The organism is Pontibacter burrus (assembly GCF_010686685.1).
Taxonomy (GTDB): domain Bacteria; phylum Bacteroidota; class Bacteroidia; order Cytophagales; family Hymenobacteraceae; genus Pontibacter; species Pontibacter burrus.
Genome location: NZ_JAAGWD010000002.1, coordinates 508228 through 523455 on the forward strand (window position 1 = coordinate 508228; position 15228 = coordinate 523455).

The following is a 15228-nucleotide window of genomic DNA, read 5'->3' on the forward strand; positions in this document are numbered from 1 at the left end:
TTAATAGTATGATTAGTTAGTTACTTACTTGTCTCAATGCTTCCTAATCAAATTAGTATTTTCATCTAAGTAAAGCTACATCAGCCGGGTGCAGCTTTGTATAAAAGAACATTACGATCCGTGGGGCCTGAACCTGGCCGGGTTGGAGCAGCAGCAAACACCCGACCACCTCTTCCAGTACAACGGCAAGGAGCGTCAGACGGAGCTGGGACTCAATTGGATGGACTATGGTGCCAGGATGTATGACGCCCAGATCGGCAGGTGGCACGTGGTGGATCCACTGGCGGATGTTTCTCCAAGTTTAACACCTTACAGATACGGTTTCAATAATCCAGTCAGATTCATAGACCCTGATGGGATGTATGAAGGTGAAGCAGGTACTTATAATAATGGAGATGAAGACTTTGATGATGTCTTAAAGTATTTTGGTATAGGCCAGTCTCAAAGCAAAGATAGCCCTCGTAAAACTGCACATGATCTATATAAATCCAACACTCAAGTTCTACCAGCTTTGCCAGGGCAAGATAGTTTTTGGGGAAGAGTAAAGAATTCATTTAGCAGTGATAGAACAATAATTATTGGTGGTAGTGAATTTGAGGTTAATGCGGATGGGCATATCTCGAGGGAAAACTTTATGGATGTAGCAGTATTTCCAGAAGAAGCCATGCTCTTTACTCCTGGAGGCCAAATAAGTAGAGGGTTTTCGTTCTCAAGTAAAGCTGCCGCATTTAGACACTATGCGAAACACGTAAAGAATATTGAATTTATATGGAAAACAGGTGATTGGAAAGCTGCTAGTAAATTTGGAAGCTTATCAAATTATAAAAGCTTAACTGAATATACAAAAGCTGCTTCCGAATTTTTTATGAAAGCCCCAAGCACATCTATGACTTTTGTCTCACGCCAAGGAACAATTTTTAGATATGATCTAACAAGTGGTAATTTTGGTACAGCTACAGTTGATGGGGCAATCCAAACTTTTTATAGGCTAGACAAAGAGAAAGGTTTACAATATTTTATCAAACAAATAGAAATATATGGTAAATAGTAGCTTTTTAGATGCTTTTGAAAAAGCTTTAAGTAAGAATAAAATAAATAAAAATAATGGGCCTAATTATTTTATAGAAGGTTGGGGAGACTTAATTTCAGCTTGTAATAGTGGATTTCAGTTTTCATCTTCAGAATTTGATTATGAACTATTAATAAGAGATGAAATTGAAAAGATCCTACAATCGAAAGAGTTAGAAAAATATGCAGAGTTTCAATTGTTTAAAGATAAAATTAAAGAGCTGGATGATGAGTTTAGGAAATGTACACACCCTCAGTACAAACTTCCCATAAAGACTAATAATTGGTGGCAGAATAGCGTCTTAAAGTATTCTGGGGAATTATATGCAGAACAAATAAAAAAGCATTTCGGGTTTGATATCCAAGTTTTGAAAGATTAGAATTGCAACCGATAGAACTAATTCACTCAACCCACCTACATATTCAATTATAATAACAAAAGCCTTTTCCACTCTGGATTGGGCTTTTGCTTTTACCCCCCATCTAAAGTGCTAAAGCCATATTACCACTTGACAACCATTGACAGGTTAAGCGGGGTTTGTCTGCGTCCTCGGCCAGTCTTCACTGTAGCAAAGAAAAGTTGTACAAGCTCCTTTTGATTGGCCTTGCTTTTGCCTGCGTTCGCCAGCCTGTGGTACTATTGATGATAATATTTAATGCGTTTTATCTTACTGCCATGTTTGATGATTTTGTTAATGGCGTTTATGAGTTAGTTTCTTGTCTATCAGGTAGAAGAACTATAGGCAGTTATTGATCAGTATCATCAGTTCTAAACGCGTAATTTTGAGAAATAGCAAGCTCAATGGATACCATTTTAGGCTTTCTAAAAATCGAGGAACTAGAGCATCTTTTCGGTCTGTTTGAGAACGGTACGTGTATATGAACATGCTGGATTATTGTAGAAAAATTAACGATGCTTCTTTCCGTGGTGGTCCAAATGAGGGGGCAATCAATTTGACTGATATCAGAAGTGAAGCCACTCTTAACAGTTAATATAACAGGAATAGAGTGCAGTAATGAGTGAATTTATACTGCTGACAGAGTACATTCACTCATAGACCGATCGACTTTACCAAAGTGATCGATGCATAAGAAGTAAGAACATGCAAACTAAGACGAAAGCTGTACAAATGACTTATGATCTTAGATCAAATTTGAAGTAAATGGTATATCAGTTATCAAAACAAAGATATTGTATACTCGAGTAGTAGCTATTTTAAAGACCTTCCAACTTTTAACAGAGTAGGTACAGTTAGTAACCAACTGTATCACGCTGCTGGTAGCAGGTAGTTATCATTCACAGTTTAAATTATGGATACAGGGGAGGCTTTTGACTTTAATTGGTAAGACCCAATTGCATTTGCTTAATTTTTGAGCCCTGGTGTTGCGGCGAATAGCTTTTCCTAGTCTCATACTTGAATAATAAATCCCTCTCATAGTTAATTATTGCTGCAGCTTACCTTTAAGCTTGTAATCTTTTTTACTTCTGCTCACTGTCGGGATTATCTGCCTTATTCAATCTTTTAATGAAAAGTGGCTTTCTGATCAGGCAATTGTTGAATGGATTACTTACAAGGAAATTGGAAGAATTTAGTTAATGGCATGAAATACAGGTGACTTGTGCCTATCTTGCGGCTTTTAAATTTGCATTTCATGTCTATTAGATTCTACCTGCTGCTACTTTCCTTTGGCTTTGTACTTTCCATGCCAACTCAGGCCCAGCAACTGCCCGAGCAGGTAGAGCATTTAAAAGCTGAACTGGTAAAAGCCAAAGCCCTGCTACAGGAGATTGAAGAGCAGCGGGACAGCCTGCAGTCTCTTTCCGGTGCCCTGCAGGACTCCGCCTCATTTGAGGCAGCCTTAGACAGCCTACAGGCCCGGTATGAAGATCCGCTTTTATTCCAATCAAAAGCAGATAGCCTGACGCAGGCCTTCTCTAGCCGTCAGGCCACGCTCCTTGAACTCTCACAGGCCGAAGAGCAGCTCCAGGCAGCAATTGCAAAAGCCACCGCTGCCCTGGCCCGGGAACTGCTGGCCGGGGAAGCGGAGGCCGTGCTGGCTTCCCTGCAACAGGCCGGAAGTGCCGGCGCCCAGGCTTTGCCTACCCCGATTGGCCTGCCTTCAGGTGGGGCATTACCTCCTGGCCCCCAGGAACTGCAGGGGCTGGCCAAAGCACGGGCTATGAAAGCGGCGGGTAACCACCTCGCAGGTCAACAGGCCGAATTGAACAAAGCCCGCCGGGAACTGGACAAGTACAAAGGCCGCTTTGAAAAGGTGGAAAGCGTGCGGGATATGCCAAAGGGCTTTTTGAAGCTCAACCCCCTGAAGGGCAGGCCCTGGCAGGAGCGGGTGATTGTAGGGAGCCTGTGGCAGTTTGGCAGCCGGGAACGCTTTGTGGTGGACATGGCCCCCTATGCTGCCTGGCGCTGGACAGACAAACTCTCCACCGGTGCGGGCGGGCAGTACCGGCTGAGTTTGAGCCTGAAGGAGAAGCCCTGGGTAAGCGGGCAGGATAAGGTGGCTGGTGTGTTTGTCTTCACGGATGTGGACGTGTACAAAGGCCTCTTTGCCCGCCTTCACTATGAACACCTCTCTGCGCCGGTGCCAGTGAAAACTGCCCCGGGGCTGGCAGAGGCTCAGACGCAGGCCTGGGTGCCGGGCCTGTCACTTGGGGCCGGCAAGCGGTATACCTTCTACAAAGCCATTCAAGGCTATGCCTTGGTGGAGTATAACCTGTTGCACGAGCATGGAGTGACGCCCTACTTGCAGCCCCTGCAGGCCCGTATTGGTTTTTTTCTTTTGGCAAGTCAGCTGGGAGGAAAAAAGGAAAGGGGGGCTAGTCAATAGGATACGAGAAAAAGGGTCCATAATAGCTGCTTATCAAGTCTTACGAAGGCTGCCTGATACCAAACTATCATCTAACTTCTAGAGCTTTTTGAAAACCAGTTATTTGCTTGATCATGTTAGCTGTAAACAACGATGCTTGTAATATTAGAAGACGTATTAGAAGTGAATCCGCCGATGATTCGGGACGAAACTTACCTTGCAACTCGATTCTTTTCCAAAACAGCTTTACTATGGTAGTGGCTACACTCAAATTCAACCAATTGTATCCATTCAAATGATAGCACCCCCGAGCAAAGAAAGTCTATCCTTTAAAAACACAATCAATCGACAGGCAACGAAGATCTGTAGAATAGAGACAGTGCTAACTGGAGTTTTCTGTACTGCACATCGAAGCAACAATGATCAGTAATTAATTAAGCAAGAGGATGTGTTACAGTCTTCTTTCACCGTGTACGAGCTTAAACGGCAAACTTAGCTTAGATAAATGAAGAATGACTATTATGTAAACGATTGGTTTCCCCACAAGAAATTGGCTAGTTAAATAATTTGAATGAGCAGGAAAGGGGCTATAAAAGCCCCTCATCTGCCATGGAATAATATGTCTCGCTTGTCAGGATCAGGTGGTCCAACAGGGCTATGTCCAGTAGCTCGGCCCCTTTTTTCATCTTCTGGGTCAGCTGCAGGTCTGCTGCACTGGGCTTGAGGTTACCGGAGGGGTGGTTGTGGCAGAGGATAATGCCGGAGGCGCAGGCTTTCAATGCGGCTACGAAGATGAGCTTCGGGTCTGCTACCGTTCCGGCTACACCGCCAGTGGATACTTCGAAGATGCCCAGTACCCGGTTGGCGCGGTTTAGCAGCAGCACCTTGAACTGTTCGACAAATTCTATCTTGCCGGTATCCCAGCTCGCTTTCAGCACCTTGTAGGAATCTGCCGAGCAGGTAACCTGCGGTCTTTCAGAGGGCTTGACGCGGTTGCGGTAGGTGAGCTTTACTTCGGCCACTTTGGCGTGGGCGGAGGTTGTAACGATCTTTTCCATAATCTCAAATCTTTTAATGTGAGGAAATTGATTATGGTGCCCCGTCTGCCTTCGGCGCCGGAGGAAGGGCATAGGTGGAGCCAAAGAAAATGTGGAGGGTCCCGGAAAGGGATACCCATTTTGTTTGGACGACCTTGTCCCGTGTCCGGACCGCAAGGCTATTTTTGCCCCAAAATGAATGACGTTGGATTTTTGCTTTGAAGTAACTTTAGCAATTGGGCCTTTACGAATGTTACTGCTTCTATATTTAAAGCACTAGTGTTGTGCTTTATGCAATTTCAAAGATCGGTTAAGAGTAGCAGGTCTATGTAGCCCTAATCATGGAGGAGCCTAAGAAACCTTTGGGGCAGAATCAGATTAGAAGAATAAGTACCACTAATTGACCTATTGAAAAGATAGGCCTCTATAAATTGCAAAAGGCTTAGTTAAGCAATAGTTAAGATATTCATTGAGTGAAGATAAGTTTATCATTATTACAGTCAATCTAAAAACTATAATCCCGTGTAAAGTTGTTAAAATGGAAATCCTTATGTATTTTTAATACATAGCTTTTGAAGTTAATTATGCGGTGAGCGATTCGGTGAGCTGTGGTCTATGCAGGTTTATAAAATGTTGATTTTCAGTTAATATGTGAGCCGCGTAAAATCCCTCACTCTCTGCAGATAATATTGCCAAGAGATCAAAAAAGCCCTTAGATCATAGATTTAAGGGCTCTTTTGTTTCATCTCCTCTCCTGAATCATTCAGTTTTTCTTAATCCTTAGGGGATAATTCGGGTATCCGGAGTTAAAAATATTCTGGGTGATTGAATTCCTTTTAAGGTGTTGATTATCATTTAGATGTACAGGGTTTGTGCATCTAGTGGAGTCATGGTTTGATGTTTAATTTTAACCATATAAGGAGGAAATGTAATGGACACGAGGATTAGTATTCTTTTCTATGACAAGGAGTCAAAGCTTACAAGAAACGGATTTTTGCCGATTTACCTGCGCGTGACAATCAGTGGGCAGCGGTTTGAGACCATCACCCACCGCCATGTTCGACCTGTAAACTGGCTGGCAGAAGCAGGCAAGGTTAAAGGCAACTCAGAGCACGCACGTAGTGTTAATGCCTACCTGGATACACTCCGGGCGCAAGTTTATTCTTATTAACGGGAACTGCTTCAAGATGGCAAGCCGCTTACCACTGATACGTTCAGGGAAAAATGGCTGGGTTTGGGTAAGAAGTCCATCCTCTTACTTGACATTTTCAGCCAGTACCCGGGGGAGACAAGGAGATCAGGAAAGTCTCTGTCAGGTCGGCAGTGGCGCCTTTATAATTCGGGACCCTTCACCCATTTGAAGATGGCAACGGTAGAATCGGGCGTGCCCTAGCAGAAAAAGCGTTGTCGTAAACCTTAAGCCATCCGGTGTTGCTTAGCCTTTCCAGGAAAATAGAGGCAGATAAGCAGACATACTACAATATTGACGTCAGAGAGCTTGACTCTGGTTTTATCTCTGGCTATGAATTCTGGCTCAAAACTACTCGTGGCTGCGCGCACGATGTTATTTAATCTTTAAATAGCTATGTTGTCACTAATGCAATAAGGGGTCCTTTGCAAAGGGTCCCTTATTGCATTAGTTTTGATTTAATATCTCTATTGCGGTATAGAAAGATGCTCGTGTGCTATTTTCCAGTTGCCATTCTCTTTTACAAGTATAGTTGTACCACGCCCTTTGCCCTGTATGGATTTGCCGTTATGGGTACCCTGGTAGGTATAGGTATAAATGCAGGTAGCAATGCGCTTGTCTATTGATAACCATGTAATGTCCTCAATTCCGTATACCTCGTCTGGCAGGTAATTCCAGCTTTCGTTAAAACTTGCTTCTATTTCAGGTAATCCCCTGCTCTCTTTTTTATTGAACCAGTATACAGCATCGGGTTGCAAAAGCGGTTGTACATTGGCAAAATTGTGTGAGTTAGTGGCTGTCACATACTGTTGCATAAAGGTAGCAAGTTCCTGTTTGGTTTCCGGGTCTACCTTGCCTGCAAACCCAAGTACGGGAATGCTACATAAGAGGCAAAGAAATAGTTTAAACATGTTATTCAACATCGTTTTAGGATTGAGGTTAGGGAGTAGATAAAACTATAGATTAGACTTTTACTGTCCGCCAGCGCGGTTTAATTCCTCCAGTTTTATACTTCGGTTGCGGGCTTTAAAATTCTGGCCGTGCTGGAAGTTGTACCGCAGGTTCAGCTTTATACTTCTAACCATAAAGTAGTTCACAAACCGGAACACATCGCCGTTATAGCTGGCATCACCGCGCATATCTCTTGTCCTGAAAATGTCTGTAGCACCCAGGGTAACGTCCAGCTTATCTTTCATAAAAGATCTTTTAAGACCGGCATCGAGCCACCACTGGCGCTTAAACTGGTAAACGCCGTGGTTTGATGGGGAATTATACCCGGCCGTAGCCTGCAGTTGCAAATCCAAGGGCAGCAGCACGTTATGGGTGGATTGAAGCATCCAGTAGAGCTGGCTATTTTGTATCGCTTCCTCTTTTAAAAATATTTTGTTTTTCTGGTAACCAGCCACCAGGTTGTTGCTCACATCCCAACCCGATAGAAGCTTGACAGGTGCAATTAGTGTGGCGCTATAGTTTTCGGCTTTATCAATATTTCGTTCTTTGTAGACGGTGGTATTATCTTCTGAATTTTGCTCAGGCACTTCTGCAAAGAAGTCTTTTGTATAAGCATAGCCAAGCTGCAAACTATAGGTGTTGTGCAACAGCTGGTTTACCTGGAAAACACTGGTAAATTGCGGTCTTAAATCGGGATTGCCTTCTGCCCAGCTGTAAGGGTCCTGGTAAAAGATGAACGGGTTAAGCGAGCGGTAATTTGGCCTGTCGATGCGACGGCTGTAACTATAGGTTACCTGGTATTGCTGGCTTACCTGCTGCGTTAAAAACACACTTGGAAACAGGTTCAGGTAACGCTTGCGGATGGCATCTGAAGCCTCGGGTTTACCTTTGCCCAGGGTCTGCTCACCGCGCAGGCCGGCCTGCAATTTCCATGTATCACTAAGGTTGGTGTTCAGGTTTACATAACCTGCCAGTATACTTTCGGTGTAGCGGTACTGGTTACTTCTGTTCTCATCAAGCTCTTCCTGTTCCCCTTTCACTTCATAAAAACTGAGCTCATTATCCGATACCACATGGCTTGCTTTCAGACCTGCCTCCAGTTTTGCTTTTTGCCAGGCTTTCATACTATAGTCGGCGTTGGCAGAATAAATATGGTAGTAGCCGGGATTATAGGTGCGCAGCAACTCGTCTGTTATTGTGTTGTCGTTAAGGTTCTGGTATTGGTTCTCGTAGCGGGCGTTGGCTTTATTCTGTAGCTGAATGTAATCTATACTTAGCGCCAGGGTGGTTCCAACCGTATCGAGCTGACCGTTGTAATGCAGGTTAAAAGTATGGTTGGTGCTGCGGTTGTCGTTAAAGTTACCGGCCTCTATAAACGTATGTTTTCCGGTTTTACGGTCATTCATGTCGGTGCCTGAGTAAAAAGCACGGTCCATGGTATTCATGCTCAGGTTCACAACAGCTCCCAGACTATGGCGTGCGTTCAGGTCGTAATCAGTACCAAAACGCAGGGCAGGAGTATGCATTGTTAACGTTTCATCGCGCAGCTGGTGAAAATGGGCATCGGCCCCGTTGGCGTGGAATTCGCGGATCATGACTCCTTCGCGCAGGCGCGGCCGCTCGGCCATATCCAGGTTCAGAAAAGAATTCCAGTTGCCTGCTTTATAGTTCAGGTTCATCCCTGCAGTGTATCCTGAAGCGCCGTTATACTGGTAACCGGCATTTAAGCTCCCATTCAGGCCCAGGCGGGTGTTTTGTTTCAGTTTAATATTGATGATACCGGAACTGCCAGCCGCTTCATACTTTGCCGACGGATTCGAGATCACTTCAATCTCCTTTATATTTTCGGCAGACATGGCTTCCAGGTAACTTTGTAGTTCCTTACCTGTAAAATAAGTGAGCCTGCCATCCACCATCACGTTTGCACCCGCTTTTCCATTCAGTTGAATATTGCCATCCTGATCTACAAATACACCCGGTGCTTTCTCCAGCATTTCAAACGCAGTGCTGCCTGCTGCTAAAGCGGTACCTGCCACACTCACCACCATTTTATCAGCTTCAACGGTAATAGCGGGTCGTGTAGTTTTTACCGTTATTTCACGCAGTGTCCTCGCATCTTGTTTTAAAATAACTACGCCAACGTCTTTCTTAAACGAACTGTCTCCTACCCGGAATGCAGCAGTATACAGTTGGGTATAACCTATCGTGCTGATCCGTAAAATATAGCTGCCAGGTGTTGGCGTTGGAATTAAAAACGAACCGTCTACATTGGTCATCGCACCTGTTATGCCCGTGGAATCAGGTAGTTGCAGAACGGCTACATTGGCGTAGGGCAGGGCAGCGCCTTTCTCATCTTTTAATGTACCTGTTAGCTGTGCAAACGCATTGGTGGCAAGTATAAAGCACAGGCCTGTAGTAAGCAGCGGAAATTTCATAAATAAAGTTATAGTTTGGATATAGGTATAGAAGGGCACCGCGTAAACGGTGCCCTTCATGATGTATTCCTGAAATATGCTTATAGAAGTATAGCGTGCCGAACTGAGCTATACTTTATAGGGTCTGCAGGGCAGGGGTAATGATTTTTGCCATATCCAGCAGGTAAGCGTGTGGTGTTCTTTTCAGTAACCGGAAATTATCTGTATTAAACTGTATGGCCATTGCCAGGTCCAGTTCAGGGAAATATTCTGCATCCGTCAGGTAACCCGGAAACCAGCCGCTATGCCCGTATCCCATACCCGCAGCACCACCCGGCCTGATCTGCATGCCCAAACCATACAGGTGGTCTTTGCCGGTGTTGGCAGCCACGCCCTGGCGCATTTGCCCGCGTAAAGCCGGTGATATACTTTTAAGGTGATAGTAAGCTTTAGCCCAGGTTGCCAGGTCCGCAGCGCTCGAAACAAAGCCACCACCTGTCCACTCAAACTGTGGGTTTAAAGCAAGCTGCCCAGCTTTTACGTAAGCACCTTTCACCGGGAAGGGGCCAGCCGGGTTTACGTAGCCAACCACCAGGTTTTTATACTGCATTTTTACAGATGGTTCTGTTGCTTTCAGCTTGTAAGGTTTTACTACATACTTATCTGCCAGGTCATACATCTTTTTTCCACTGATTTTTTCGATGATGTACCCGAAAAGAATGTAGTTGGTATCGGCGTAGCCAAAGGCTGTTCCGGCTTCAAACAATGGTTCCCTGTCAAAAACATAAGCCAGAATTTCTACCGGGGTCCAGGTGTGGTTGGCCTGCAAACGCTGCATAAAATCGCCAAGCTCATAGTATTCCTCAATCCCTGAAGTATGGTTCAGGAGCATACGCATGGTTATACTGCTGGCATTCGGAATTCTGTTGAACCATACTTCTTTACCGATATGCTTTTCTATCTTATCGTCCAGGTGAAACATACCCTGTTCTGCCAGCACCATAGCCGAGGCTGCAAACAAGGTTTTGCCATTACTTCCTGAAAACATGCGGTTAGCAGGGCGCATCGGGGTGTTGTTTACAGAGTCTGCAAGGCCGGTAGCTATCGTTAGTTGTTCCCCGGATGGTAATACTACACTAAATGTAGCTCCCGGAAAGCCATTGGCTTTTTGCAGGGAGTCAAGTTTTGCCTGTAAGCGCTTTGTAAGGTCCGAAGTTTTTGCAGATTGCTGTGCCAGTACAGGCAGGTACGCGCAGCAGAAAAGGATAAGAATAACATAGCGCAGTTGGGGCAATCTTTTCATAGTAAATAGAGCGGTTAGCGTTAGATGATCTGTTCGAAAAAATATTCCTGGTAGTCGGCTGTGTCAGGTGAACCATAGGTAACCTGCACCGATGGTTTTCTGCCGAACGTGAAGAGTACAGAACTGAATGTAAAGGATGACGCTTTTTTGTTATAGGTAACACAAACAGGGCCTTGTGGATCGTCCTTCGAGCGCAGCGTTGCCTGTATTACTTCCGGAGAAAGTATTGTTTCGGGGTTTGCCAGGCGTGCTTGGAGGGCATTAAAACGTTTCTGGCTGTTGGTATGCGGGGTGGTGCCTGCCAGGATGCGGGCGTGATATTCCTGCTTCCAGGGTTTTACATCGTGGTTTGCCAGTGCGTGGTTGGTATGGTACACAACCTGCCTGCTGGCAACAGGATAAAAAGGCACGACCGTTGTTGCGGATGCTTCCAGGTTCACCACTTCCTTGTTGGTGCCGATCAGGTAGTTCTGGCCGGTGGCGTGTTTTACATTTTGAACAAAATCCAGCGCCTTTTCCCCGGAATTCTGATTCAGGATCCCTCGCGTTACAAAGGCAACCGGCAGGCCTTCGGGCTGGCTGCTCAGCTCGGTTAAAGCGTTGATGACTACGCCCACCCCATCGTAATTCATCCCGGCAAAACCAAGAAAACCGGCACAAGACATAATATACTGCTCGGGCACATCCTCTGCCGCTACAATGTGCAGGAGTACCTGATATCCTTGCATGAAGGTGTCAATATCAATGTTTTGAGCGATATAAGTAGGAGAGGATTTGGTGGCTGCCACCCCGATGGCACTGCAATGCTCTTTTGCCACGGAACCATTTTTCAGGCGGTCCAGGTATCCCCAGTATTCATCAATCAACTGAAAGGCAAGCACATCCTCTTCTTTTTGGCCAGAACCGGCTGCCATGCCCTGTATTTCCTGCCAGAGCGCAGGGGTATACTTTAGGATCGCGGCTTTGTAGTCGGAGGTATACAGGAAGTCGGCAATCACGGCATCGGGGTCTTTACCCGTGTCTTTGTTTATGGAAGCTTTCCATTTCTTGTATACTTCTGCAATTGCAGACCGCAGTTGCACCCCATGTTGAAAACCCCGCTGATATGGTGTTCCGCTTAGGGAAAGAACCGGTACTTTTTTCTGAGGTTTGCCAGCGGCAGATGTAACGGTGGCTGTTGCCAGTGCGCAACATAGTAAAAGTAAAAAGGTAATTTTTTTCATAATGGCAGGTTATATAGATGATAGGGAATGCTGTGAAATCAAAGTGTACAATCATTAAGATTTTAGCAGCTGCATCAAAGCTAGTTTAAAGGCAACAAACAGCTGTTGTCAAATCCTGCCAATTTTGCTGTCTCCCAGGTATATACTGCAAAGTTTAAGCTCAGCCAGTTGCATATAAAAGCCCACCATAGCCGATGGACTCAGACTTCGTAAATGTCTCAACTTATAAAGTGGTTATCCTTTACTCTATGCCGGGGGCGAGGTGCTGTAAAAGGAGAGAAATTAGCGCTGATGAAACTCCGCGAACTGTAACAAGTGTCACTTAATCACTCAGTTTTACCTGAAGTGTGCAACAAGACAGGTGAAGCAGCGAAATCTAAAAAATTATACATGGCAATTGGCAACCTTCTTTCAGAAATGAACGGCCTGAACAGCTGTAACCTCTTTGTGAAGTTTGAGGAATAATGTTAAAAGCTATGTCCGGAAGTATAAACTGAAGTTATACTAGGAGGAAGGTCCCATTTGCTGATTACCTACTTTTATACGCTTCTGTAGTTGGATCATCAACAAAAAAGTAAGCCCTGTTTGCGTTATCTTATGCAAACAGGGCTTATACTTAAAGAGCTATAGTACCTTTATTTTTTCATTACCCGCTTCATCCAGGTGTCCGTTTCTGTAATCAGGTTTTTGTTAAAGTTTGCTTTGTTATACGCCAGGTCGCGTTTATTCATTTGAGCTACGCCTTCGGCCATGCCCGGCACAAGAATCAGCGAGTGGTTTGTCTTCGGCATGGTCAGGAAAGTGGCGTGGCCGGGATGATAATGGTTTACCACTTCTACAATCCGTTTATGGTCTTCCGCGTTTACGATCTCAAAGTCATATTCGCCCCAGATAGAAAGTACATGTTCGTCGGTTTCTGCCCATGCTTTTGTTAGGTTCAGCTCGTCAATTTCCTGCCAGTAACGGTAATCCCTTGACCAGAAAATATCGCCGCCCATATGCTGAAATTCTTCCTGTAAGATCTTTTTATAGGCAGGGTCTGCTGCGGCTATGGTATCAGGGTGCTGGCCAAGTACAAAGAACCTGTACATCACATGGTGCAGCTGGCGCATGGTTTCTTCGTGGGCTACATAGTCTTTACCGGTTGCGGGTGCCTGGAACCTGAACATTTCTGTTGCAAATTCAAACCACGGGCGGTAAGGGCTGCCATAGACCATAACACCGTTCAGGCTATGTTTCTGGCTAAGGATAGGTGCCACTATTCCACCCATCGAGTGGCCAAAAATGAAAACATTCTCAGGGTTTACCTGCGGCAGTTGCTTGAGTTTTAGCAGACCCTGCTCAAACGCTTCTATCTCTGTGGAAAGGTCTATGTCGAAGCAGGAGGGTGTATTCACATTGTCGCCCAAACCCGGTTTTTCAACCAGCATTACTACATAGCCCAGATCGCTCCAGCCTTTTATAAGCTGGTTATAAGGAGAGGTCCCATAATCGTCAATGGATTGGCACGGAAAGCCAGGTATAAAAAGTATAGCCGGGTGGTTACCGGCTGCTTTGGGAGTATACGTAATGGTGCGTAACTGCCCGTTCCGAAAATCCACCTGGTCATAAACGACATTGGTACTTTCAGCTGTTTCCAAAGGCTTTGCAACTACTTTCCCTTTTAAACTTTTCTTTTTGCCATCCCGCAAAAGCTGCAAAGTTATAGTTTGGCCCGGGGTTAATAGCTGGTTTATACTGGCAACATCTGCCGGAGCTTGCACCGCCTGTTTGTTTACTGATAGTATAATATCGCCCTGCTTAATACCCAGTACCTCTGCTGTAGAATGTGAGCTGACCCGTGTAACAACTATACCTGATTTAAGTTGATGCACCCTGGCCAGCGAATCCGGAAGGATAGAAGTGCGTAGCCCGAGTGTGGCCTTGCGTTTCAGTTGTTGTGCTTCTGCCTGGCCGGCTATGAGTATAGCTAGTATAAAAAACAGTTTACCGAGTTGTTTCAGGTTGTCGGATAGAAAGGTGTTCATACAATATGATTTGGTTTATGCGTTAATGTTATGTTTTCAGTTAACATGAAAAAGGCCACGAGATATCAAAGTACAAAAGAAGGAGCTTTTTGATGTGGAGACTTGTAAAATCCTGCCTTTTTTATTCCTGTTAGGGCAGCCCTATAATCTTTCATAATATATGTTTTTATATTTAGGCTTTAAATACAATTGCAAATGGAAAGAGTGGAGGGAAGTCCTTCTAAGCAGCATACTTTAGGCTATAGCAATAGCTGTGAGATTGTGCATGTAACCGATAAAAATTACCATGCATTAAAAGGCAGGAAAAGTAAGAACCGGATCATGAGTTCGTGTCTTACCTCACTGGAGGATGAGGTAAAGCCGCTGGGACTGGGGATAAAGTTTGTGGCACAGGGTGAGGAAAGTTATTGGGTAAAGGATAAACGTTTTTGCGTTTCAAACGGCAAATATCTATTAGTGAACGAAACGTTTCCGACTGTTGATATTGCTATTAAAAAGGAGACAACCCGGGCTGTTTGTGTGGATATTGATGCCGCACTTGTAAATGATTTACTGCTACAGACCATTTACCCAAATGACCTGGATAACTATAACAGTACTGCCCAGTACCTGCTTACACCAGAGCTGTTTGTAAATGAGGCTGTTGCTGAAAAGCCCATGCAGGAGCTTTTGAACTTTATTTTATTCTCGTCAGCCTCCCAGGCGCTTGACAGGCCAGGCATCGAGCTGATTTACGAACTTACCTCACTGGTTGTTAAGAACAACGAAGAAACCATAAAATCCTACTACAACCTCGAAGCCGCAAAACTATCTACCCGTCAGGAGTTATTCAGACGCTTATTAGTCGGCAAAGAAGTGCTTGATGACAGCCTTTTCTCGAATCTGAGTATAAAACAGGTTGCTGAAACCTGCTGCTTATCTGAATTCAGGTTCTACAGGTTATTCAAACAATGCTTTGGTGATAGCCCTTATAATTACCTGTATAAAAAGCGAATTGAAAAAAGTGTAGAGTTAAAAAAGGACGGTCTTTCATGGGTAGAAATTGCCACACAGTTGAATTTTACTGATCTGGCAGCTTTTAGTAAAAGTTTTAAGAAGGTCAAAGGTGTAGCTCCATCCAAAGCTTTTATTCATTGAGCTTATAAAGACATAGCGTTCTAATTGATTAGATCTAAATAAATGGTAATAAG

11 protein-coding genes and 1 pseudogene are annotated in these 15228 nt (G+C 44.6%); 6 read left to right on the forward strand and 6 right to left on the reverse strand.

Features of this window, described 5'->3' with window-relative positions; genetic code table 11:
• The first annotated feature begins 88 nt into the window (after nt 1–88).
• The 3 genes from GXP69_RS06895 to GXP69_RS06905 all read left to right on the forward strand — a co-directional run bounded on the left by GXP69_RS06895 (nt 89) and on the right by GXP69_RS06905 (nt 3915).
• Nucleotides 89–1048, forward strand: coding sequence for an RHS repeat-associated core domain-containing protein (locus GXP69_RS06895; RefSeq protein ID WP_317164570.1), 960 nt, complete (start codon nt 89–91; stop codon nt 1046–1048).
• Nucleotides 1038–1448: a hypothetical protein gene (locus GXP69_RS06900; protein WP_163913739.1), complete on the forward strand. Its 411-nt coding sequence runs from the start codon at nt 1038–1040 to the stop codon at nt 1446–1448. The genes GXP69_RS06895 and GXP69_RS06900 overlap by 11 nt, the downstream gene beginning before the upstream one ends.
• Nucleotides 1449–2721: 1273 nt before the next feature.
• Nucleotides 2722–3915: a hypothetical protein gene (locus GXP69_RS06905; RefSeq protein WP_163913741.1), complete on the forward strand. Its 1194-nt coding sequence runs from the start codon at nt 2722–2724 to the stop codon at nt 3913–3915.
• Nucleotides 3916–4481: 566 nt separating this feature from the next.
• On the opposite strand, the gene GXP69_RS06910 is transcribed toward GXP69_RS06905, so the two are convergent.
• Nucleotides 4482–4952: a JAB domain-containing protein gene (locus GXP69_RS06910; protein ID WP_163913744.1), complete on the reverse strand. Its 471-nt coding sequence runs from the start codon at nt 4950–4952 to the stop codon at nt 4482–4484.
• Between the two features lie 910 nt (nt 4953–5862).
• Between GXP69_RS06910 and GXP69_RS06915 the strand changes: the two genes are divergently transcribed.
• A complete protein-coding gene (locus tag GXP69_RS06915; protein WP_163913746.1) occupies nt 5863–6102 on the forward strand; it encodes an Arm DNA-binding domain-containing protein in 240 nt (79 codons plus the stop codon).
• 173 nt (nt 6103–6275) lie between these two features.
• A pseudogene (locus GXP69_RS19160) lies at nt 6276–6344 on the forward strand (Fic family protein); the annotation flags it as partial.
• 243 nt (nt 6345–6587) lie between these two features.
• Here GXP69_RS19160 and GXP69_RS06925 read toward each other — a convergent pair.
• From GXP69_RS06925 to GXP69_RS06945, 5 genes are all read right to left on the reverse strand, one after another.
• Nucleotides 6588–7031: a YybH family protein gene (locus GXP69_RS06925; protein WP_163913748.1), complete on the reverse strand. Its 444-nt coding sequence runs from the start codon at nt 7029–7031 to the stop codon at nt 6588–6590.
• Nucleotides 7032–7091: 60 nt separating this feature from the next.
• Nucleotides 7092–9506 carry a TonB-dependent receptor gene (locus GXP69_RS06930; RefSeq protein WP_163913749.1) on the reverse strand — a complete coding sequence of 805 codons (2415 nt, stop codon included), beginning with the start codon at nt 9504–9506 and terminating at the stop codon, nt 7092–7094.
• 115 nt (nt 9507–9621) lie between these two features.
• A complete protein-coding gene (locus GXP69_RS06935) occupies nt 9622–10788 on the reverse strand; it encodes a serine hydrolase domain-containing protein (protein ID WP_163913751.1) in 1167 nt (388 codons plus the stop codon).
• A gap of 20 nt (nt 10789–10808) precedes the next feature.
• Nucleotides 10809–12011, reverse strand: a complete 1203-nt coding sequence (locus GXP69_RS06940; protein ID WP_163913753.1) for a C45 family autoproteolytic acyltransferase/hydolase — start codon at nt 12009–12011, stop codon at nt 10809–10811.
• A 635-nt stretch (nt 12012–12646) separates the two neighbouring features.
• Nucleotides 12647–14038, reverse strand: a complete 1392-nt coding sequence (locus tag GXP69_RS06945; RefSeq protein ID WP_163913755.1) for an alpha/beta fold hydrolase — start codon at nt 14036–14038, stop codon at nt 12647–12649.
• Between the two features lie 195 nt (nt 14039–14233).
• On the opposite strand from GXP69_RS06945, the gene GXP69_RS06950 reads away from it, so the two are divergent.
• Nucleotides 14234–15175 (forward strand): helix-turn-helix domain-containing protein, encoded by a 942-nt coding sequence (locus GXP69_RS06950; RefSeq protein ID WP_163913757.1) that lies wholly within the window; start codon nt 14234–14236, stop codon nt 15173–15175.
• Nucleotides 15176–15228: the final 53 nt, after the last annotated feature.

Bases quoted from the DNA above. Each gene is read 5' to 3' on its own strand.
- GXP69_RS06910 (WP_163913744.1), bottom strand. From the start codon at position 4,952: ATGGAAAAGATCGTTACAACCTCCGCCCACGCCAAAGTGGCCGAAGTA.
- GXP69_RS06905 (WP_163913741.1), top strand. From the start codon at position 2,722: ATGTCTATTAGATTCTACCTGCTGCTACTTTCCTTTGGCTTTGTACTT.
- GXP69_RS06935 (WP_163913751.1), bottom strand. From the start codon at position 10,788: ATGAAAAGATTGCCCCAACTGCGCTATGTTATTCTTATCCTTTTCTGC.
- GXP69_RS06900 (WP_163913739.1), top strand. From the start codon at position 1,038: ATGGTAAATAGTAGCTTTTTAGATGCTTTTGAAAAAGCTTTAAGTAAG.
- GXP69_RS06930 (WP_163913749.1), bottom strand. From the start codon at position 9,506: ATGAAATTTCCGCTGCTTACTACAGGCCTGTGCTTTATACTTGCCACC.
- GXP69_RS06950 (WP_163913757.1), top strand. From the start codon at position 14,234: ATGGAAAGAGTGGAGGGAAGTCCTTCTAAGCAGCATACTTTAGGCTAT.
- GXP69_RS06945 (WP_163913755.1), bottom strand. From the start codon at position 14,038: ATGAACACCTTTCTATCCGACAACCTGAAACAACTCGGTAAACTGTTT.
- GXP69_RS06915 (WP_163913746.1), top strand. From the start codon at position 5,863: ATGGACACGAGGATTAGTATTCTTTTCTATGACAAGGAGTCAAAGCTT.
- GXP69_RS06940 (WP_163913753.1), bottom strand. From the start codon at position 12,011: ATGAAAAAAATTACCTTTTTACTTTTACTATGTTGCGCACTGGCAACA.
- GXP69_RS06925 (WP_163913748.1), bottom strand. From the start codon at position 7,031: ATGTTTAAACTATTTCTTTGCCTCTTATGTAGCATTCCCGTACTTGGG.